The 20,693-nt window shown below is 44.9% G+C and carries 10 protein-coding genes and 2 pseudogenes; 7 read left to right on the top strand and 5 right to left on the bottom strand.

Annotated elements, in window-relative coordinates; all coding sequences use genetic code 11:
• Positions 1–1,410, top strand: a 1,410-nt coding sequence (locus AB5903_RS12050) for a thiamine pyrophosphate-dependent enzyme (protein ID WP_368117858.1), incomplete at its 5' end; no start/stop codon positions are given.
• A gap of 126 nt (positions 1,411–1,536) precedes the next feature.
• Here the strand turns inward: AB5903_RS12050 and AB5903_RS12045 are convergent.
• From AB5903_RS12045 to AB5903_RS12030, 4 genes are read right to left on the bottom strand one after another with little or no spacing between them, the layout of a single operon-like run.
• Positions 1,537–4,275, bottom strand: a complete 2,739-nt coding sequence (locus tag AB5903_RS12045) for a substrate-binding domain-containing protein (protein WP_195658215.1) — start codon at positions 4,273–4,275, stop codon at positions 1,537–1,539.
• Positions 4,276–4,323: 48 nt separating this feature from the next.
• The gene (locus AB5903_RS12040) at positions 4,324–5,208 is read right to left on the bottom strand and encodes a carbohydrate kinase (protein ID WP_016661457.1); all 885 of its coding nucleotides are present in this window, start codon (positions 5,206–5,208) and stop codon (positions 4,324–4,326) included.
• A gap of 53 nt (positions 5,209–5,261) precedes the next feature.
• On the bottom strand, positions 5,262–6,425 hold the full coding sequence (locus AB5903_RS12035) for an MFS transporter (protein WP_272710685.1): 1,164 nt from the start codon (positions 6,423–6,425) through the stop codon (positions 5,262–5,264).
• Positions 6,426–6,438: 13 nt separating this feature from the next.
• Positions 6,439–8,223: a DUF4980 domain-containing protein gene (locus AB5903_RS12030; RefSeq protein ID WP_272710684.1), complete on the bottom strand. Its 1,785-nt coding sequence runs from the start codon at positions 8,221–8,223 to the stop codon at positions 6,439–6,441.
• Positions 8,224–8,602: 379 nt separating this feature from the next.
• On the opposite strand from AB5903_RS12030, the gene AB5903_RS12025 reads away from it, so the two are divergent.
• Genes AB5903_RS12025 through AB5903_RS12010 form a run of 4 tightly spaced genes read left to right on the top strand, consistent with a single transcriptional unit; the run spans position 8,603 to position 16,363 of the window.
• Positions 8,603–11,695, top strand: coding sequence for a TonB-dependent receptor (locus AB5903_RS12025; RefSeq protein ID WP_151871177.1), 3,093 nt, complete (start codon positions 8,603–8,605; stop codon positions 11,693–11,695).
• Between the two features lie 23 nt (positions 11,696–11,718).
• Positions 11,719–13,407, top strand: a complete 1,689-nt coding sequence (locus tag AB5903_RS12020) for a RagB/SusD family nutrient uptake outer membrane protein (protein WP_016661462.1) — start codon at positions 11,719–11,721, stop codon at positions 13,405–13,407.
• A gap of 14 nt (positions 13,408–13,421) precedes the next feature.
• A complete protein-coding gene (locus tag AB5903_RS12015) occupies positions 13,422–14,819 on the top strand; it encodes a DUF4960 domain-containing protein (RefSeq protein ID WP_016661463.1) in 1,398 nt (465 codons plus the stop codon).
• 11 nt (positions 14,820–14,830) lie between these two features.
• Positions 14,831–16,363 (top strand): glycoside hydrolase family 32 protein, encoded by a 1,533-nt coding sequence (locus AB5903_RS12010; RefSeq protein WP_016661464.1) that lies wholly within the window; start codon positions 14,831–14,833, stop codon positions 16,361–16,363.
• 167 nt (positions 16,364–16,530) lie between these two features.
• Here AB5903_RS12010 and AB5903_RS12005 read toward each other — a convergent pair.
• A pseudogene (locus tag AB5903_RS12005) lies at positions 16,531–17,258 on the bottom strand (IS1595 family transposase); the annotation flags it as partial.
• A 321-nt stretch (positions 17,259–17,579) separates the two neighbouring features.
• On the opposite strand from AB5903_RS12005, the gene AB5903_RS12000 reads away from it, so the two are divergent.
• Together AB5903_RS12000 and AB5903_RS11995 are read left to right on the top strand one after the other, a co-directional pair.
• Positions 17,580–20,414, top strand: a complete 2,835-nt coding sequence (locus AB5903_RS12000; protein WP_368117856.1) for a glycoside hydrolase family 3 N-terminal domain-containing protein — start codon at positions 17,580–17,582, stop codon at positions 20,412–20,414.
• 125 nt (positions 20,415–20,539) lie between these two features.
• A pseudogene (locus AB5903_RS11995) lies at positions 20,540–20,693 on the top strand (DUF4831 domain-containing protein); the annotation flags it as partial.

Raw genomic sequence — 20,693 nt, 5'->3', positions numbered from 1 at the left:
GGTGCTGAGTTCGCTCAACTGAAAGCAGTGGGTAAGGCATTCGAAGGCATGACATTCCGTATGCAGGTAGACGTTCTCGACTGTCTGGGTTGCGGTAACTGTGCCGACATCTGTCCGGGCAACCCGAAGAAGGGTGGCAAGGCTCTTACCATGAAGCATCTTGAAAGCCAACTGGCTGAAGCTGCCAACTGGACTTACTGCGTAGAAAACGTGAAGAGCAAACAACACCTGGTTGACATCAAGGCTAACGTGAAGAACTCTCAGTTTGCAACTCCGCTGTTCGAGTTCTCAGGCGCTTGCTCCGGTTGCGGTGAAACTCCGTATGTGAAACTGATTTCCCAGTTGTTCGGTGACCGCGAAATGGTTGCCAACGCTACCGGATGTTCTTCTATCTATTCAGGTTCCGTTCCTTCTACTCCTTATACAAAGAACGAAAAGGGTCACGGTCCTGCTTGGGCTAACTCACTGTTCGAGGACTTCTGCGAATTCGGTCTGGGTATGGAGCTCGCTAACGAAAAGATGCGCGCACGTATCGTGAAGACTATGGAAGAAGCTATCGCTGCAGAAGGTACTCCGGCTGAATACAAGGAAGTATTCCAGGCTTGGATTGAAAACATGTACGATGCAGACAAGACTAAGGAACTGGCTGAAAAGATCATTCCTATGGTAGAAGCTGCCAAGGACAAATGCGATTGCTGCAAGACCATCGCCGGTCTGTCTCAATACCTGGTTAAACGCAGCCAGTGGATCATCGGTGGTGACGGTGCTTCTTACGACATCGGCTACGGCGGTCTCGACCACGTAATCGCCAGCGGCAAGGACGTTAACATCCTCGTTCTGGATACTGAGGTTTACTCCAACACAGGCGGTCAGTCTTCCAAGGCTACTCCGGTAGGCGCTATCGCCAAGTTTGCTGCCGCCGGTAAGCGCGTACGCAAGAAAGACCTCGGTCTGATGGCTACTACTTACGGTTATGTATATGTTGCTCAAATCGCTATGGGCGCCGACCAGGCTCAGACTTTGAAGGCTATCCGCGAAGCAGAGGCATATCCCGGTCCGTCACTCATCATCGCTTACGCTCCGTGTATCAACCACGGTTTGAAGGCTGGTATGGGTAAGAGCCAGGCAGAAGAAGAGAAAGCCGTTAAGTGCGGTTACTGGCACTTGTGGCGTTACAACCCGGCTTTGGAAGCTGAAGGCAAGAATCCGTTCACGCTGGATAGCAAAGAACCGGATTGGTCGGGCTTCCAGGACTTCTTGAAGGGTGAGGTTCGTTACGCATCCGTAATGAAACAATATCCGCAGGAAGCCGAAGAGCTGTTCAAGGCTGCCGAAGAAAACGCTAAATGGCGTTACAACAGCTACAAGCGTCTGTCCAAAGAAAACTGGGGCGCTGAAGTTGCCGAATAATTTCAAGAATTGAAATAATACTTAAATAGAGACTGCTCCGCAAGCCGGATGCAGTCTCTATTCATTTATAAAGGAAAGAATGAATATATTGTGATTGGTTTATTATCCGGATAAACTAAGGATGTTTTATCCTTTCCGTTTCAGAAAATCCGTGGGGCTCTCACCGAACTGCTCCTTATAGCATTTCGTGAAATAAGACGGTGACGAGAAACCTACCTCATAGGCAATCTCGGCCACAGTCATATCGGAAGCGGCAAGCAAGGAAGCGGCTTTCTTCAAACGCATCCGGCGCAGCAGTTCATTGGGGGAATAGTTTGTGAGCGACTTCAGTTTACGGTAAAGCTGCACACGGCTCATCCCCATATCACGACCCAAATCCTCAACATTCAGTTCCGGATCTTTCATCTTCTCCCCCACCAGAGTCTTGAAGCGGGTAACGAAGTCCTTGTCAAGTTCACTGACAGATTCTTTCTCTATCGACTGGCTATCACCGAAAAACTGTTTCAGCTGTTTGTGGTTGGCTATAAGATTTCTGATGCGCGAAAGCAGCAGTTGCGAATTGAAAGGCTTGGATATGTAAGAATCCGCTCCGCCGTCATAGCCTTGAATACGCTGTTCGTCGAGCGAGCAGGCAGTAAGCAGGATAACCGGAATATGACAAGTCTGCAACTCCCCTTTCAGACGACGGCAGCACTCTATCCCGTCCATGCCGGGCATCATGACATCGGAAACAATCACATCAGGCACGTATTTCATGGCAAGACGAATGCCTGTTGCCCCATCCGCCGCATCCAGCACACGGAATTCCTTAACAAGCAAAGACTTCACATAATGGCGAATATCGGCATTATCATCAATGACAAGCACAATCGGGCAATCTTCTTCCAGAGCCTCATCCCCTGCCTGGATTTCCGCATCCACCAACGTAGACGAAATCTCTTTCTCATCGGCAGCCAATGCCGGTACGGAAGGATGATACTGCGATATATCCCGCTTCGGAAGAGTAACGGTGAAAGTAGTTCCTTTCTCATTACTGTGCGCCATGATATTGCCGCCATGCATTTCCACAAAAGCACGCACCAGGGCAAGACCGATACCAGTACCGGCCTGATGTCCGTCTACCTGATAGAAGCGTTCAAAAATGGCCTCTACATCAGTGGTAGAAATATAGCTGCCCGAATTGAATACCGACAAACGGAAATGGTTGTCTTCCGCTTCGAGGCGTACCACAATCTTTCCATTCTCCTGCGTGTACTTCACCGCATTGGAAAGAAGATTGAAGTAGATACGTTCCATTTTCCCGGCATCTGCCAGCATGCGATAGTCTACTCCGGAAGCCGGTTCAAAGCTGAAAGCGATATGCTTCTTAAGCAGAGCCATACGAAACGAATCATTCCACCCTTTGAAGCTCTCCAGCAAGTCGAACGGTTCAAGATGCAGTTCCATGCGTCCGTTCTCGACCTTGCGGAAATCGAGAATCTGATTGACGAGGCGCAGAAGTATATGTACATTCTTCTTCATCAGCTCCAGCAGTTGATGTGGCTGTCCGCTGATAGAACGGTCGGCAAGAAGTTGCTCCACAGGGTCGGCAATCAGGGTCAACGGTGTACGGAAATCATGGGAAACGTTGGTAAAGAACACCAGCTTGGCATGCGTGGCAGCCTCCAGCTCGCGCGACAGTTGTTCCAACTGGTTTTTCTGCTGTTCCAGTTGGTCGCGTTGCTGCTCCAATTGCTCTTTCCGGCGGGAAAGTTCACGGTTCAGCCGGTTCTTTGTACGCAAGGAAAGATAAACGGCAACCAGCAATCCCACAACCAGCAGAAGTACCAGCAGACTGCCGTACAGAACAACCTGCTGCGTGGCATAGCGTGCCAGGTATCGGCTGATTTTCCCGTTCAGGGTTTCAATCTTCTCATCGAGTGAACTGATATGGGCAGTCTGCATCTTCATGATGGGCGCATTATCACGGTCCACTACCGAAGTGCTCAGAATCGTTTCGCGGGGAAAGTTCCGTTTATTCAGAATATCCATCGCAATCTGCATCACACGGTCTCCGCCTGTGGGATAGATAAATGTCGCATCCAATTCGCCCGAAAGCACTTGCTCCACCCCATAGCCTTCGCCGGGAATGGCGTCTGTGCCGACAAAGCGCATGCCCTTCTCCCTTTTCCGGCGCATGGCGGCTGCATAGGCGCCGGCAGCCATACGGTCGTTTTGAGCATAGACCACATCAATTTCCGGAAAGCGGGCGAGCAAAGTATCCATTCTCTCTTCCGCCCGCGAACGCAGCCAAGCCCCGTCTTCCTTTGCCAGCAGACGGATGTCCGGGCAAGCGGATATGACGCTCATAAATCCTTCATGGCGGTCTATGGCAGGAGTAGAACCCGCCAGTCCCGCAATTTCCACCACCGTACCTTTCCCATGAAGCATATTGGACACATACCTGCCTATCGCCTTGCCTATTTCGTAATTGTCCGCACCGACATAAGCGGTGTACTTTTCGGAAAGGATTCTGCGGTCTACCACAATAACGGGAATACCCCGGTCGTAGGCTTCTTCTACAACCGGGGTTATGGGTTCGGCTTCATTGGGAGCGACTATCAATAAATCCACTCCCGCCTCTATAAAGTGCCGGATATCCTCCGCCTGCCTGGCATTATCATCTTTCACTGTACGTATCTCCACTTCTACGCCATCGTAGAAAAGAGCTTCACGCAACATCTCGTTATTCATCTGGTGACGCCACTCGTCATCGCTGCATTGCGACACTCCGATACGGAAACGTACTTCATGCCGGGAACAGGAAGTCACCATGCCGCCGCATACCGACAGAACAAACAGTAACAGGTAAATATATCGTCTCATCTTCTTTCGCTGGTTTAAGTGATTGCAGATGAGCAAAGATAAGAAAAATTATATTCTGTCTTTCAATATTTGCGGTAATTCCGGCATCGCCCCGCTCTGCGTACATACATAAGCGGAAACTTCCACTGCCAACTTATGAGCCTCCTGCACCGGTTTGCCGCTAAGAATAGCCGAAGTAAAGGCGGCGGTAAACGAATCGCCTGCGCCTACCGTATCGGCAACGGGCACTCTCGGAGTTTCCTGGAAAGATACAACTCCCGGAGTAAATACATAGCTGCCGTTCGTGCCGCAAGTAAGAATAAGCATTTTCAAATTGTATTTGGCAAGAAGAATCCAGCACTTATCCTGCAAGTCTATACCCGGATAGCCGAATATACGGCTGATTGTCACCAGTTCTTCATCATTTATTTTTAACACGTTGCAACGGCGCATGGAGTCACAAAGAATCTCTTTGGTATAAAATCCCTGACGTAGGTTGATATCGAATATCTTCAACTGTTCCGCACCATCGGGCATGGTATCGAGAAAACGGTTTATCGTAATGCGGCTGGCCTCATTGCGCTGCGCCAAAGAGCCGAAACATACGGCGCGCGTGTTCAGGGCCAAACGTTTCAACTCGTCCGTAAAAGGTATATTGTCCCATGCAACCCCTTCCTTTATTTCATAACAAGGCACCCCCACCGCATCGAGCGTCACCTGCACCGTACCTGTAGGATAAGGTACACGCTCAATCTGTGTACGCAAGCCTTTCTGCGCAAAAACATCCAGTATTTCATCACCGTCGGCATCAATGCCTACTGCACTGACTACACGACTATCAAAACCGAATTGTGATACATGATAGGCAAAGTTTGCCGGAGCACCGCCGATTTTCTTTCCTTCGGGCAGGCAATCCCAAAGCGCCTCACCCATTCCTACTACAATCTGATTCATGGTAATTAATTTTATAGTTTTACATATTATCATCGTTAAAAAAACGGAAAAGGTCAGCGTTTGATTTTCATCATATAGAAAAACAAATACAGTACCCCCACCGTCATTACAGCTACCGCACCGCTTTGACCGATAGCATCACTTGCCACACCCATAGCAAGCGGGAATATCGTACCGCCAAACAAACCCATAATCATCAGTCCGCTAACCTCGTTCTTCTTCTGCGGCATTGCCAGCAACGCCTGCGAGAAAATAATCGGGAAGATATTCGAATTGCCGAAACCAATCAGAGCGATACACACATATATCATTGTCATCTCATGAAAAACGAACAGCCCTACCATTGCCACCAACATACATAACACACTGATTCCGAAGAAAGTTCGAGCAGACAGTTTCTGCAAAATAAAGGCTCCGAGAAAGCAACCTGCCGTACGGAAAATAAAATAAAGACTTGTTGCGAATCCGGCATCGGCAAGCGACATGCCCAGACGTTCCATCAATATCTTGGGTGCAGTGGTATTTGTACCTACATCGATACCCACATGGCACATGATGCCCAAGAAACAAAGCAGTATGAACGGCTTTCCCAACAAAGCAAGACATTCGCCGAAAGTAGAAGGACGCCCTTCTTCCTTTTCCTCATGAATAGATGTAGTGCCCAGCCACAGGATAGCGACAACCGCTATCACCATATAAATGGGAAACAGCACTCGCCAGCCCATCCCCAACGAAGGGATAGCCTGTGTAGCTCCCCACATAGCTATATAAGGAGCGAGGAAAGAAGCGATAGCCTTTACAAACTGTCCGAAAGTCAGCGAGCTTGCCAACCGCTCTCCACTGACGACATTGGAAAGCAGCGGATTGAGCGATGTCTGCATCAGCGCATTGCCGATACCCAATAGCGAAAACGAAATCAGCATCAGCGCATACCCGTCTCCAAAAACCGGCAGCAACAGGGATACAAAAGTCACGGCCAAACTGAGAAGCACCGTTTTTTTGCGTCCGATGCGGTTCATCAGCATACCCGTAGGCACGGAGAAGATAAGGAACCAGAAGAATACAAGAGAGGGGAATATATTTGCCTGGGAATCGGTCAGGTTCAAATCAGCTTTCACATAGTTGGAAGCGATACCTACAAGGTCTACAAACCCCATGGCGAAGAAGCAAAGCATCATGGGAAGCAGCTTTGCAAGCGAATTACTATTATTGTTCATAAGATATCGAAATTTAGTTGTTAACTTTTAAAAGATTTACTGTCAGGTCGTTGACTTTGCAACGCCCTTTATCTACAGCAATGGAAATAGTAGTGTAAGGATGCTGCGGAAATACAAGGTTTGTCATGGCAAAACGTCCGTCACCCTCGAAAGCTTCGATGCTGCAACGGTCTATAAACAGACGCAGACGTTGCTTGGCTTCTGCCGGACACGGAGCTACTGTTATGGCAGGAAAGTCCTTATTGAAATCCGTAAGTCCGCTTGCAGTACGGTCCATGCTGAATGTGGAGTTCCTCAAGTCGTAAGTCATTACAGTCTGTTCATCCTTATCATTGGACAACGTAATGTATACTTTATCGGCCGAGCGGGAAGCCAGTTCGAGATTAATCTCACAGATACCGTTGTTTTCGACCGGCAGTTTCCGGGATACCTTCTTTGTTCCGGCGGAAAAAGCGCCGTATTTCAATGCTTTGCCCGTACGCAATGCGTTTACTTCCGGTGCAGGCGTTGCGGCCAGATAAAGTTCGCCGTCACTGCCTTCGTACAATTCAATGTCGCGCGGCAATGTGTTGGCACTACGGAACTGTTTGGTAGGCACGTTGTTGGCATATTGCCAATTGCTCATCCAGGCAATCACGGTATGCCGCTTTTCGGGCGTATTACTCCAGGATACGGCAGCATAATGGTCTTTTCCGTAATCCATCCACTTGGTTACTTCGGGCTTGGTATCGCAAGTAAAGGTTTTCCCGTCAAAATCGCCTACAAAATACTGTGCCGCACTGCCTCCGAAAGGACCGCCGGGATTGATATTGCAAATCAGCACCCATTTGGTACGGTCTGTTCCGCGCACGGGCAATTCCATGAGGTCCGGACATTCCCATACACCCTCCTGCGCACCATATCCATGTCCGAAACTGCTCTCCTTTGTCCAGTTCTTCAAATCGGGAGAGGAATATATCCACATTTCCTTTTCCAGTGCAGCCGCCAAAATAAGAATCCATTTACCACTCTTTTCGTGCCAGAACATATTCGGGTCGCGGCACTCCTTATCGGCGGCAATGATAGGATTGTTTTCATAAACATGGAAAGTCATTCCGTTGTCCAGACTGTATGCAAGGCTCTGTATCTGACTGGCACCGGCTGAAGTATAGATGGCAATGATGGCATCCTTTCCGAAACCTGCCGTATTATCCTTATCAACCACACTGCTACCGCTGAACACAGCGCCCAATCCGTTGGGTTGTATGGCTACCGGATGATGCTGCCAGCTTATCAAATCCTTGCTGGATGAATGTCCCCAGTTCATATTGCCCCACATGGAGCCATAAGGATTATACTGATAATACAGATGATATTCTCCATCTTTATAAAACATACCGTTGGGGTCGTTCATCCAACCATAGACAGGAGTGTGATGATAGAACGGACGGAACGCTTCCCGGTTGGCATCATCAAACGTATCGGAAAGTTTCAGTTCTTTCCAGCAGGCATCTGCCATGGCATCGCGTACATTGGTACGGCTGTTGCCGGTATGAATGTCGAAAGTTACCGTCTTACCTTTATACTGCTCCAAAGCAAACGGAACAAGATAGTCGATACGGTTGACAGCCAACCGAACCTGAAAACTTTGATCGGCCTTATTATTCACCAATACATTGACAGTAGCCTCGGGAGCAGCCTCTTCCACCGGCAACAAAAGGTATTTCTGCGGTTCCTGTACCTGTACCAAACTGTGGTTTGCACCCAAATAATGGATTTTCAGCCCGGCATACTGTGCCCTACAAATACCGATACTCATTATTACAATAAGAAAAGTTACAATAATCTTTCCCCAAAAAGGAGAAAGTATTCTATGAAAGTAATGCTTCATTTTCAAAATCAGGTATTAAATTTAATGTTTACTTTATGAACTCACTCAATGCTCGGGAAAGCACATTGCAAAGAAAAGGAATAAAAGCGAAAAGGGCTAACACAAATGTTACAAATGCAGCTAAAATTGATACCAGGCTATCTCCTGGGCATAGTCAGCTCCATACCACGAAACAAATTTTGCAGCATCCGTATCATTTTTTATAGCCAGTTTCAATGCAATCCATTTACTTTGCAATATCAAAACATGATCGGGAAAGCTGTTTTGAGAATTCACAAGATAATTGTTAACAATAAAATTATAACGTATGAGAAAACTTAGCATTATGATGTTCCTTTTAGGATTATGCGGTTTTGCCTATGCGCAAAACATCCAAATAAAAGGAACGGTAAAGTATGCCACCGACGGAGAGCCTATTATCGGTGCTTCGGTTGTACAGACAGGTACAACAAACGGAACAATCACTGACTTTAACGGAAACTTCAGCCTCAACGTAACGAGCGGTACGGAACTTACCGTTTCTTATATTGGTTTTAAAACCGTTAAAGTAAAAGCGCAACCCAATCTAAAAATTACTCTCGAAGAAGATGCACAACTGATTGACGAGGTTGTGGTAACAGGTTACACCACTCAGCGCAAGGCGGACTTGACCGGTGCAGTTTCGGTAGTGAAAGTGGATGAACTGAAAAAAGTGCCCGAAAATAATCCGATGCGCGCTTTGCAGGGAAAGGTTGCCGGAATGATGGTGACTGCCGACGGTAACCCCGGAGGCAAAGCTACTATCCGCATTCGCGGTGTCGGCACACTGAACAACAACGATCCTCTTTATATTATCGATGGTGTGCCTACAAAAGCCGGCATGCATGAACTGAATTCTTCTGATATTGAAAGTATTCAGGTGTTGAAAGATGCTTCTTCGGCAAGTATCTACGGTTCGCGTGCGGCAAACGGTGTTATCATCATTACCACCAAACAAGGCAAGGAAGGAAAAATCCGTGTCGACCTCAATGCCGGACTCACCACTTCATGGTATTCCTCAAAGATGGATATGCTCAACACGAATGAATACGGACAGGCACTTTGGCAGGCAAACATAAACTCGGGAAAAGATCCGAATACCAACAGTATAGGCTATACTTTCGATTGGGGATATGATGATAAAGGAAATGCCCGCCTGAATAAAATCATTCTGCCGGAATTCATTGACAGCGAACGCACCATGCGTACCTCGGACACTGATTGGTTTGATGCTGTGGCAAGCACGGGTATTATGCAGAATTATGATTTGTCGGTGAGCAACGGCACGGAGAAAGGTAATTATTTCTTTTCTTTGGGATATTTGAAGAATGACGGTATCATCAAGAACAGTGAATTCGACCGCTTATCGGCACGTGTGAACACAAGTTATAAACTCTTTAATGATATCGTGACTATCGGTGAGAATTTCACTTTCAACAACACTCATGAAGTAGAAGCTCCCGGTGGAGTACTTGACGCTGCCCTGCAAGCATTGCCTATTATTCCTGTCTATACCGAGAACGGAAAGTGGGGCGGACCTATCGGTTCGATGAATGACCGTCAGAATCCTGTCCGTTTGGTGGATGCCGTGAAAGATAACCGTTATTCTTATTGGCGTACTTTTGGTAATGCGTATGTGTCTGTCAAACCGTTGAAAGGTTTGGAACTCCGTACCAACTTCGGTCTGGACTATGGAAACTTTTTTCGCCGAGATTTAAACAAGAAGTATGAGTCTGGAAAGTTGAAGAATGATGTCAATTCGGTAAAACTGAATCAGGGACATTGGTTGAAATGGAACTGGAACGCCACAGCTACCTATCAGTTCGAAATAGGGAAGCACCGCATGGATGTATTGGCAGGTGTGGAGTTGTTTAAAGAGCAAAACACAGACTTTGCGGCTTATCGTGAAGGTTTCGAAGTGGAAACTCCCGAAACGATGTGGCCTGACCTCGGTACCGGAAAGTCAGTATCCACAGGCAGTTCCACCGGATATGCGTTGATGTCTTATTTTGGAAAGATAAACTATTCATTTGCCGAACGTTATTTGGTATCTGCCACGGTTCGTTATGACGGTTCTTCCCGTTTCGGTAAGAACAACCGCTTCGGTACTTTCCCTGCCTTCTCACTCGGATGGCGCTTAAGCGAAGAAGCCTTTATTAAAGACAATACAGATGTAATATCCGACTTGAAGCTTCGCTTCGGCTGGGGACAGACAGGTAATCAGGAAATAGACAACTATGCTACTTATAACATCTATACCACAGACTACGGAATAGGTGATCCTACATGGGGAGCAGTTCTCGGAACTGCCTATAACATAACGGGCAAAGGAACAGGTACGCTTCTTTCCGGATTTAAAATGAATCAGCGTGGAAATGACAACCTGAAATGGGAAACAACAACACAGACTAATATCGGTCTTGATTTCGGTTTGTTCAACCAAAGCCTTTACGGCTCTGCCGAATATTACATGAAAAAGACCAAAGACATTTTGGTGAAGCCTCCCTATCTTGCAGCCATTGGTGAAGGCGGTAATCGTTGGATAAATGGCGCATCCATGGAGAACTGGGGATTGGAATTCAATCTCGGCTACCGTAATAAAACGCGTTTCGGAATGGCTTATGATATAAATGCAAACATTTCAACTTACCGCAATAAAGTAACCAAACTTCCTGCCGATGTGCAGAACTCTTATGGAGGTGACGGCGATAAAGACAATATCTTGGGGCATCCGTTGAATTCTCTTTATGGTTATGTGGCGGACGGCATCTTCAAAACACAAGAAGATGTGGACAATGCAGCCGAACAAGACGGTAAGGGATTGGGACGCATCCGCTACCGTGACTTGAATGGGGATGGCAAAATCACAGATAAAGACCGTACTTGGATTGCCGTTCAGCATCCTGACTTTATTTATGGTTTGAACATAAACCTCGAATACCGTAACTTTGACCTGACTATGTTCTGGCAGGGAGTATTTAATATCGATGTAGAGAATATCCAGAAATACCATACCGACTTCTGGAGTGTGCGCGAAACTGGTTCGAACAAGGGACGCAGATTGCTCGATGCATGGAGCCCATCCAATCCCGACAGTGACATTCCTGCTATTTCAGCAACAGACACCAACTGGGAAAACCGTTTGTCTACTTATTTTATAGAAAACGGTTCATACTTGAAACTAAGAACCTTGCAGTTGGGATATACATTACCCAAACGGTGGGCTTTCAAAGTGAAAATGGATAAGTTCCGTTTATATGTCAGCGGACAGAATCTGCTGACGATAAAAAGTAAGAGCTTTACAGGAATCGACCCTGAAAATCCTGCTTTCGGCTATCCTATTCCAATGAGTTTTACTGTTGGAGCTAATATCTCATTCTAATGAACTTTAAATTGATACAGATTATGAAAAAGAAATATTTATCTCTACTTGCTGCATGTAGTTTCTTGTTTGCAGGATGTTCGGATTTTCTGGATATGAATCCGAATGGAATACTTGATGAAGAAAGTGTTTCGGGAGTGGAACAATTAGACAAACTAGTTATTTCGGCTTATTCCATGTTGGGAAATGACCACTATGACATACCTTTTAATCTTTGGCCTTATGGCAATGTGCGCTCTGACGATGCCTATAAAGGAGGACGCGACGAATCGGATATTCAGGATTTTCATTTTTATGAGACATCTTCCAATATAACAGCAAACTTTGGTGAACCGGATGGCTTATGGTACAATTGCTACATTGCCATCTCTCGTGCAAACAATGCTTTACGCAGTTTGAACAATGTGAGCGAACAGGATTTCCCGAATAAAAAAATACGTATCGGCGAATGCCGTTTTATCCGTGGTCATTTTTACTTCTTGCTAAAAGTGCTTTTCAAAAGTATTCCTTATATAGATGAGACGGTTGCGATAGAAGACTATGGAACAATATCGAATATAGCTTTGTCAAACGATGAACTTTGGCAAAAGATAGCCGATGATTTTAAAGCTGCTTATGACAACCTACCCGAATCGCAGGGAACTGACGTGGGACGTGCCAACAAATATTCTGCAGCTGCTTATTTAGCCAAGACTTATCTATATAAGGCATACCGTCAGGACGAAAAACATAATGTAACCGAAATCAATGCAGAAGATTTGAAACAGGTACTTACTTTTTCGAATGAAGTAATGAGTTCCGATTATGGTTTGGAGGATGATTTTGCTTACAACTTCTTGCCGGGAAGTTATGAGAACGGAAAAGAATCTTTGTTTGCCATTCAGCACTCAACAGATGACGGTACTTTGTACGGACGCCTCAATTTCAGTGATGCTTTAAATGTACCAATGAAGTTTTCAGGTTCATGTGATTTCCAGAAACCGAGCCAAAATTTGGTAAATGCATATAAAACAGTCAATGGATTGCCTGAATTCTCGGATTATAATAAAGCCGATTATAATGCAAATACAGATAAAGTAGACCCGCGGTTATATCACACAGTAGCATTACCCGGTGTTCCTTATAAATATGATAAGAAAAATATTTTTGATGAATCATGGACTCGTAATAAAGCTGTATACGGCTTGTATTCTTCTTTGAAAGAGAATGTGGCATTGAATGATCCTTCTTCTGTGCTGATTGATCCTTTCCGTGCCAATACGAAAAATAAAATCGTGATACGTTACGCAGATGTAGTGCTGATGCGTGCCGAAGCCTTGATTGAGCTCGATCGCGAGAAAGAGGCTCTGCCTTTAATAAACGAAATTCGTGAACGTGCCAAGAAGAGTACTGGTTTGATAGACTATGCCGAAAATGTGGATATTGCTTTGTATGTAGATAATGTGAATTGTAATTGGACGAAACCTTATGCCCGTGAGGCACTGCGTTGGGAACGTCGTCTAGAATTGGCTATGGAAAGTCAGCGTTTCTTTGATTTGGTTCGTTGGGGAATAGCCGATTCTGTAATAAATACTTTCTATAAAGAAGAAGCCCCCAAACGCACATATTATGAAGATGCACATTTTGAGAAGAATAGAGCGGAGTATGTGCCAATTCCCCAACAGCAGATTAATTTCAGTAAACAGGTTTATAAACAGAATTACGGTTACTAATTAAAGAATGAATTATGAAAAAGAAATATTTATTATATAGTCTTGTTTCTCTCCTCTTGCTGAGCGGTTGCTATGACAGGGAGGAAAAAATTGCCGCACCCATTGTGGGAGAATTATCTGATTTGCAATATAAAGTTGATGACGATACATTGCGCGTAAGTTGGAATTTGCCTTCACATAACGATGATTTGCAGGTAAGAGTGAGTGGAACCGACGGCACATTTGTTGTAACAGGGAATCCTACTTCTTATAAATACGGCGTTATTAAAGTGGGTAAAGATTATCGCCTTACTTTTAAGGTAATAGATAGCAAAGGCAATTACTCTACCGGACAAACAATTTCTTTTACCCGTGAAGGAGGCGCATCGGTTCAGGATGTAATAGCACAACAAGTAGACGGAACTAACAACATACAAATTAAATGGGTGCTTCCGAATGAAAAATTGTCGAAAGTGGAAGTACGGTATGATAATAAGAAGATAGAGTTAAAAGGTGATGCGGTTAACTATACCATAGAGAATGCAGCGAACAAGAAATATACGATCGGAGTGGTCAGCTTCAATGAAGAAGGTCAGTCTTCGGAAAGTGTTTATACTGATATTCGTGTAGGTAAAACGAAAGTTGCTTTCTTGGGGGTCACTCCTACTCGTGACGGCATTACGGATGATGATGAAAAAGCTGCCGCTGATTGGTTCTTTAATAATTATCCTACGGGTGAGTATCTGTCATTCGATGAAATAGCCAATGGAGCCGATTTATCCCAATACCGTGTGTTGTGGTGGATTCGTGATTCGCAGCAAACAACAGACCTTCCGGCAGAATCACTAGATCCTTCGGTAGTGGAGGCTATAAAGAAGTTCCATATAGACGGCGGTGGATTATTGCTGAATACTCATGCTGTTGCTTACCTGTATACAATTGGGCGTATGAAAGCTAAATTCAATACGGAGTTTACGAGTGGTGACGGATTTGACAATGGAGATACTTGGAATATGAATGTATATATAGGTAAAGCACATGACGAGACTTCACATCCTATCTATCGCGGACTTGAATGGAAATGGATGGATGGCAAGAAAGTAATTCCTTTGATTGGTGCAGGTTGGAAAGAAAACCATAATTCAATTTACAAAGACTTGTGCATGTATTATAATATGAATAATACAGATGAAAATGCTTATGTGAAAATATCGGAAGACAGCCAGATACGTATCCTTGCAACATGGGACGGCATTAATGATTATTTTATGATGGCAAATTATGAAACTTTGCCAACCGAAGAGTTTAAAGGTACGGCTATTGCCATAGGTATCGGTGCTTTTGAATGGAACCAGAACCGTAGTGTTAATCCATATCAGAAAAACATAGAACAAACAACTCATAATGCGATAGAATATTTGAAAACTAAATAGCAAGAACCTATATGATAAAATCATTATATCACACTGCTGCCAGCAAAGCTCTGGCAGCAGTAACAACCGGTCTTTTATTGACATTCATTGCCGCTTGTTCGGATGATGAAAAAGACGCTCTTTATATAGATACTAATACATATTATGACGAGGCTTATCGTCCGTCAGTTCACTTTACACCGAAAACATATTGGACGAACGATCCTAACGGCATGGCTTATTTAGATGGCGAATATCACTTGTTCTATCAGTACAACCCGATGGGGAGTGTTTGGGGAAATTTGAGCTGGGGACATGCCGTGACTAAGGATTTGATGCATTGGGAACATCTGCCTGTTGCCCTTACTAAAGATGCAAATGGGGAAATATTTTCGGGTAGCATTGTGATTGACCGAGATAATACAGCAGGCTTTGGCAAAGATGCCATGATAGCCGTTTACACTTCCAACGGTCAGAAACAGACTCAAAGTTTGGCTTATAGTTTGGATAAAGGACGTACTTTTATTAAATATAAGAACAATCCTGTATTGAAAGATGATGCCAAACCCGATTTTCGCGACCCGAAAGTCTTTTGGTATGCAGCCGGTAGTAAATGGATTATGTCACTCGCAACAGGGCAGACAATAACCTTTTACAGTTCCTCTGATTTGAAAGAGTGGAAGAAACTAAGTGACTTTGGTGACGGCATAGGCGCTCACGGTGGAGTTTGGGAATGCCCCGATTTAATACAGATGGATTATAACGGTCAAAAGAAATGGGTGCTTTTAGTCAGTATTAATCCGGGGGGTCCTAATGGAGGCTCGGCTACACAATATTTTGTAGGCGATTTTGACGGAGTTACTTTTAAGGCTGACAACCTTCCTTATCCGCTTTGGATAGATTACGGCAAGGATAACTACGCCGGTGTTACGTGGAATAATGTACCCGACGGACGACATTTGTTTATAGCTTGGATGAGTAATTGGCAATATGCCGGAGTTGTACCTTCAATGACTTGGCGTGGTGGTATGACATTACCTAGAGAATTGGCATTGCAAAAGGATGCAGACGGTAGGCCAATAATTACTTCCCGAATTGTGAAAGAGGTTGATGCTATTGCAGGAGAATGGAAAACGATTTCGGCATCCGATAATACTTATGCAATTGATAATAATGAAGATGCTTATGAGCTACAAATTAATATGGATATTGCAGATAATGAAAATCTTACATTGACTTTAAGCAATGAAAAGGGGGATAAATATCCTATTAGTTTAAATCGTGCGGACAAGTCTTTCATTATTGACAGGACTCAATCAGGTGAAGTTTCTTTTTCATCGGAATTCGGAAAAGTATTATATTCACCTCTTAACCTTTCTTCCAATGCAGTATCACTGACCTTGTTTGTAGATAAGAGTTCGGTGGAAGCTTTAATTAATGATGGAATGGTTCAACAAACTAACCTTGTTTATCCTTCTGGAATATATAATAGCTTATCTGTTGAAAGCGGAAAAGGACAAATAATTAAAAGTGTAAAGGTTCGTACTCTATCCTCTGTTTGGTAAGAACATCTATAAATATATCAATATTCTTAGTCAATGAACTATTTTTATATGTTTGTTCTTTCTTTTACAGCTTCTTTGCTACAAGAGAAATCATTAATATAAAACTTAAAGATAATAATATGAGTTGGCATTACCGATTGCAATATGCCCCATGACAAGAAGACTTAAACCACTTCTTTACAGGAAGTAACAGCCTTATGGCTTTTAACAGAGTTTATCAAACTTGATATATGATATGGAATCGTCCGTAGTCAGTTCTACTAGCGGCTCCAGTTGCTCTTTGACAACCTTGGTAATTGTCTTCGACCCCAAACCTGATATAATCTGCATTTTGAGGTGTCCGACCGCTTTATTGGTTCTTCCTCTCTTAGGGGTTTTCGTAGAATCGGAACTTTCAATCATGACTAGAATCTTGGCTTTCCATTGACTGCCACGACCTCTTTTCAATGATTTGTTCTTTTCCTCTTCTTGAAGCTCCACAGTGAAGAAACCTTCGTCCAGTTCTACAGAACCGATCAGGCAATAGCGTTCATCACGCTTTCCCATGACATCACGAAGCTTGCAGACCATCTCTCAAATGGGCTGATAACATTTGTAACCTAATTAGCGATGGATTTCCTCTGTTGAAAAGGATTTCTTGGCGCTTGTTAGCTGGAACATGACTGCTATCCAGTAATGGGAAGGCAGCTTGCTGTGTTTCATAACTGTTCCGGAGTGTAATGGCTGCCTGTGATGACAGTGCTTTCACTCGAAAACAAACTTGTTGCATCCCAACGATGTTCCGTACAGACACACAATATTTACAGACAATACCGGATTGTTCCCTCTGCTCCTTCAGACAAGCAATGCAAGATGCTTCATCGAGGAAACGTTGCATAAAATTTAGTATGTTCATAATGATATTTCGAATTAAAACAGCATTATGAACATACTGAATTTCAACAAAACGCGCAAATATTTTACTAAAATATTTATCATTAGAATATTCGTATGATTTCAAAAAAATCACCTTATGACAAAGCTCTGCTGACTTAATCAATCAAGAGGCATCAACCATATAATTTATCAGCCAAAAGCGCAATGCCATTATCCGCCACTATCACCCCATTCCAATACAGTATGTACAATAGATAACCGTACTTCGAACAATTTTATCCTTTTCTGTTCTCAAAATTCACTATCTTTGACACCCAAAGAAAACTATAAAAAACATACCATGAAGAAATTAATTGTAGCTACCTTGTTATTAGGCAGTGGCACATTACTGTCTGCACAAAAAACTGCAAAAATACCGGCATACTATAAACCGGCAAAAAGCGAAATGTACCATAAAGGCTGGATAGACTTCAACAAAAACGGTATCAAAGATATATATGAAGACCCTGCCGCAACATTCGATGCCCGCATTGAAAACCTCTTGCAGCAGATGACACTCGAAGAAAAAACCTGCCAGATGGTTACCCTCTACGGCTACAAACGAGTACTGAAAGATGCTCTTCCCACCCCCGAATGGAAACAGATGCTCTGGAAAGACGGTATCGGAGCCATTGACGAACATCTGAACGGCTTCCAGCAATGGGGACTGCCACCCTCGGACAATGAAAACGTCTGGCCTGCCTCGCGTCATGCCTGGGCACTGAACGAAATACAACGCTTCTTTGTTGAAGATACCCGCCTCGGAATCCCCGTAGATTTCACTAATGAGGGCATCCGTGGCGTGGAAAGTTATAAAGCCACCAATTTCCCCACCCAACTGGGATTAGGACACACGTGGAACCGCGAACTTATCCGCCAAGTAGGACTTATCACCGGACGGGAAGCCCGCATGCTGGGCTATACCAACGTCTACGCCCCCATCCTCGATGTAGGTCGCGACCAGCGTTGGGGACGCTATGAGGAAGTCTACGGCGAATCCCCCTATCTTGTTGCCGAGCTGGGTATCGAAATGGTACGCGGACTGCAACATAATCACCAAGTAGCCGCCACTGCCAAACATTTTGCTGCATACAGCAACAATAAGGGAGCACGTGAAGGCATGGCGCGCGTTGATCCGCAAATGCCGCCGCGCGAAGTGGAAAACATACACATCTACCCTTTCAAACGGGTAATCCGTGAAGCAGGGCTATTGGGCGTGATGAGTTCCTATAACGACTACGACGGCATTCCCATCCAGGGAAGCTACTATTGGCTGACTACCCGACTCCGCAAGGAAATGGGTTTCCGGGGATATGTAGTGTCGGACAGCGATGCCGTAGAATATCTCTATACCAAGCATAACACCGCCAAAGACATGAAAGAAGCCGTACGCCAAAGCGTGGAAGCAGGCCTCAACGTACGTTGTACATTCCGCTCGCCCGACTCATTCGTACTTCCGCTACGCGAACTCGTAAAGGAAGGCGGACTGAGTGAAGAAGTTATCAATGACCGTGTGCGTGACATCCTTCGGGTAAAGTTCCTTATCGGTCTGTTCGATGCTCCCTACCAAACAGACCTTGCCGGAGCTGACGATGAAGTGGAGAAGGAAGCCAATGAAGCCGTTGCCCTACAGGCATCCCGCGAATCCATCGTATTGCTGAAAAATACAGATAATACACTGCCGCTGAATATCGATAAGATAAAGAAGATTGCCGTCTGTGGCCCGAATGCCGATGAGGAAGGCTATGCTCTGACACATTACGGACCACTCGCCGTAGAGGTTACTACTGTCCTCGAAGGAATCCGCGAGAAAGCACAGGGTAAGGCCGAAGTGCTTTATACCAAAGGCTGCGACCTTGTAGATGCCCATTGGCCTGAAAGCGAAATCATGGAATACCCGCTTACCCCTGACGAACAAGCCGAAATAGACCGTGCCGCAGCCAATGCCCGTCAGGCTGATGTAGCAGTAGTAGTACTGGGTGGCGGCCAACGTACCTGCGGTGAGAACAAATCGCGCACAAGCCTGGAATTACCGGGACACCAGTTGAAACTGCTGCAAGCCGTACAAGCCACGGGCAAGCCTGTTATACTGATATTGATTAACGGTCGTCCGCTATCCGTAAACTGGGCGGACAAGTTTGTCCCTGCCATTCTTGAAGCCTGGTATCCGGGCTCTAAAGGCGGTACGGCAGTAGCCGACATTCTCTTCGGCGATTACAATCCCGGAGGCAAACTGACAGTTACTTTTCCTAAAACAGTAGGACAAATCCCGTTCAACTTCCCCTACAAACCGGCTTCACAGATAGATGGCGGTAAAAATCCGGGACCGGACGGCAATATGTCACGCATTAATGGTGCACTGTATCCTTTCGGCTACGGTTTGAGCTATACTACTTTTGAGTATTCCGACCTCGAAATCACTCCCAAAGTAATCACACCCAACCAAAAAGCCACCGTACGACTGAAAGTAACGAATACCGGCAAACGTGCCGGTGACGAAGTGGTACAACTCTACACGCGCGATATTCTAAGCAGTGTCACCACCTACGAAAAGAATCTTGCCGGTTTTGAACGTATCCACCTGAAGCCGGGAGAGAGCAAAGAAATAGTTTTCACTCTTGACCGCAAGCATCTTGAATTGTTGAATGCCGATATGAAATGGACAGTGGAACCGGGCGAGTTCGCCATCATGGCGGGTGCGTCTTCCGAAGACATCCGGCTGAATGGTATACTTACTGTAGAAGATTACCAAGCTCGCCTGCAAGCACTTGAAAGTCAAAATCCCATCAGTCCCGTAACAGCAAGTACCGATATGGAAAACGCCCCAAATGTGCTTGACAAACAAAAGAATACGGTCTGGCAGGGTAACAAAGGAGATTATATAACCTTTGCCCTAAAGAACGGAAGCAAAATAAACGAAGTTGCTATCGCTTTCAAGCGAGACAACGGACTTCCGGCAGAGTTCGAGATACAGCTTTCAGGCGGAGGCGGTCAGTTCCTTACTGTCTATTCGGGTACTGTCAGCCAATACGGCGAACTTATCTCCTATCCGTTCAAAGGAACCACGGCCAGTGATTTGCGCATCTTACTGAATGATGACCGTGTAGGAATAGCGGAAGTTGTACTGAAAGAATAAGGACATGCAGCATTCCTATTTTATGGTCTGACGGAAAGTTAATCTTTCGTAAATGAATATCCAAGAACAAAGAACTTCGTTAACTTTGTTATTTAAAATTCATAGTTATAAACCGATAGAGAAATATGAAGAAAAAAATGATATGGGTGGCCGGCATTCTAATAGCTACAAGTGCCTATGCCCAAACAGATGTCAGCACCGGTATTATGCGCGGTAAAGACTACGGAGTAACTTATCTCCTGCCTAAAACCGAAATAGAAATTGTAGTACAGGCTACCA

The organism is Bacteroides sp. 2201st1_D9_2201SCRN_220225 (assembly GCF_040928965.1).
GTDB classification, from domain to species: domain Bacteria; phylum Bacteroidota; class Bacteroidia; order Bacteroidales; family Bacteroidaceae; genus Bacteroides; species Bacteroides stercoris.
The sequence above is the reverse complement of the archived record's forward strand: the minus strand, read 5'-3'. Positions and strand labels throughout refer to the sequence as shown.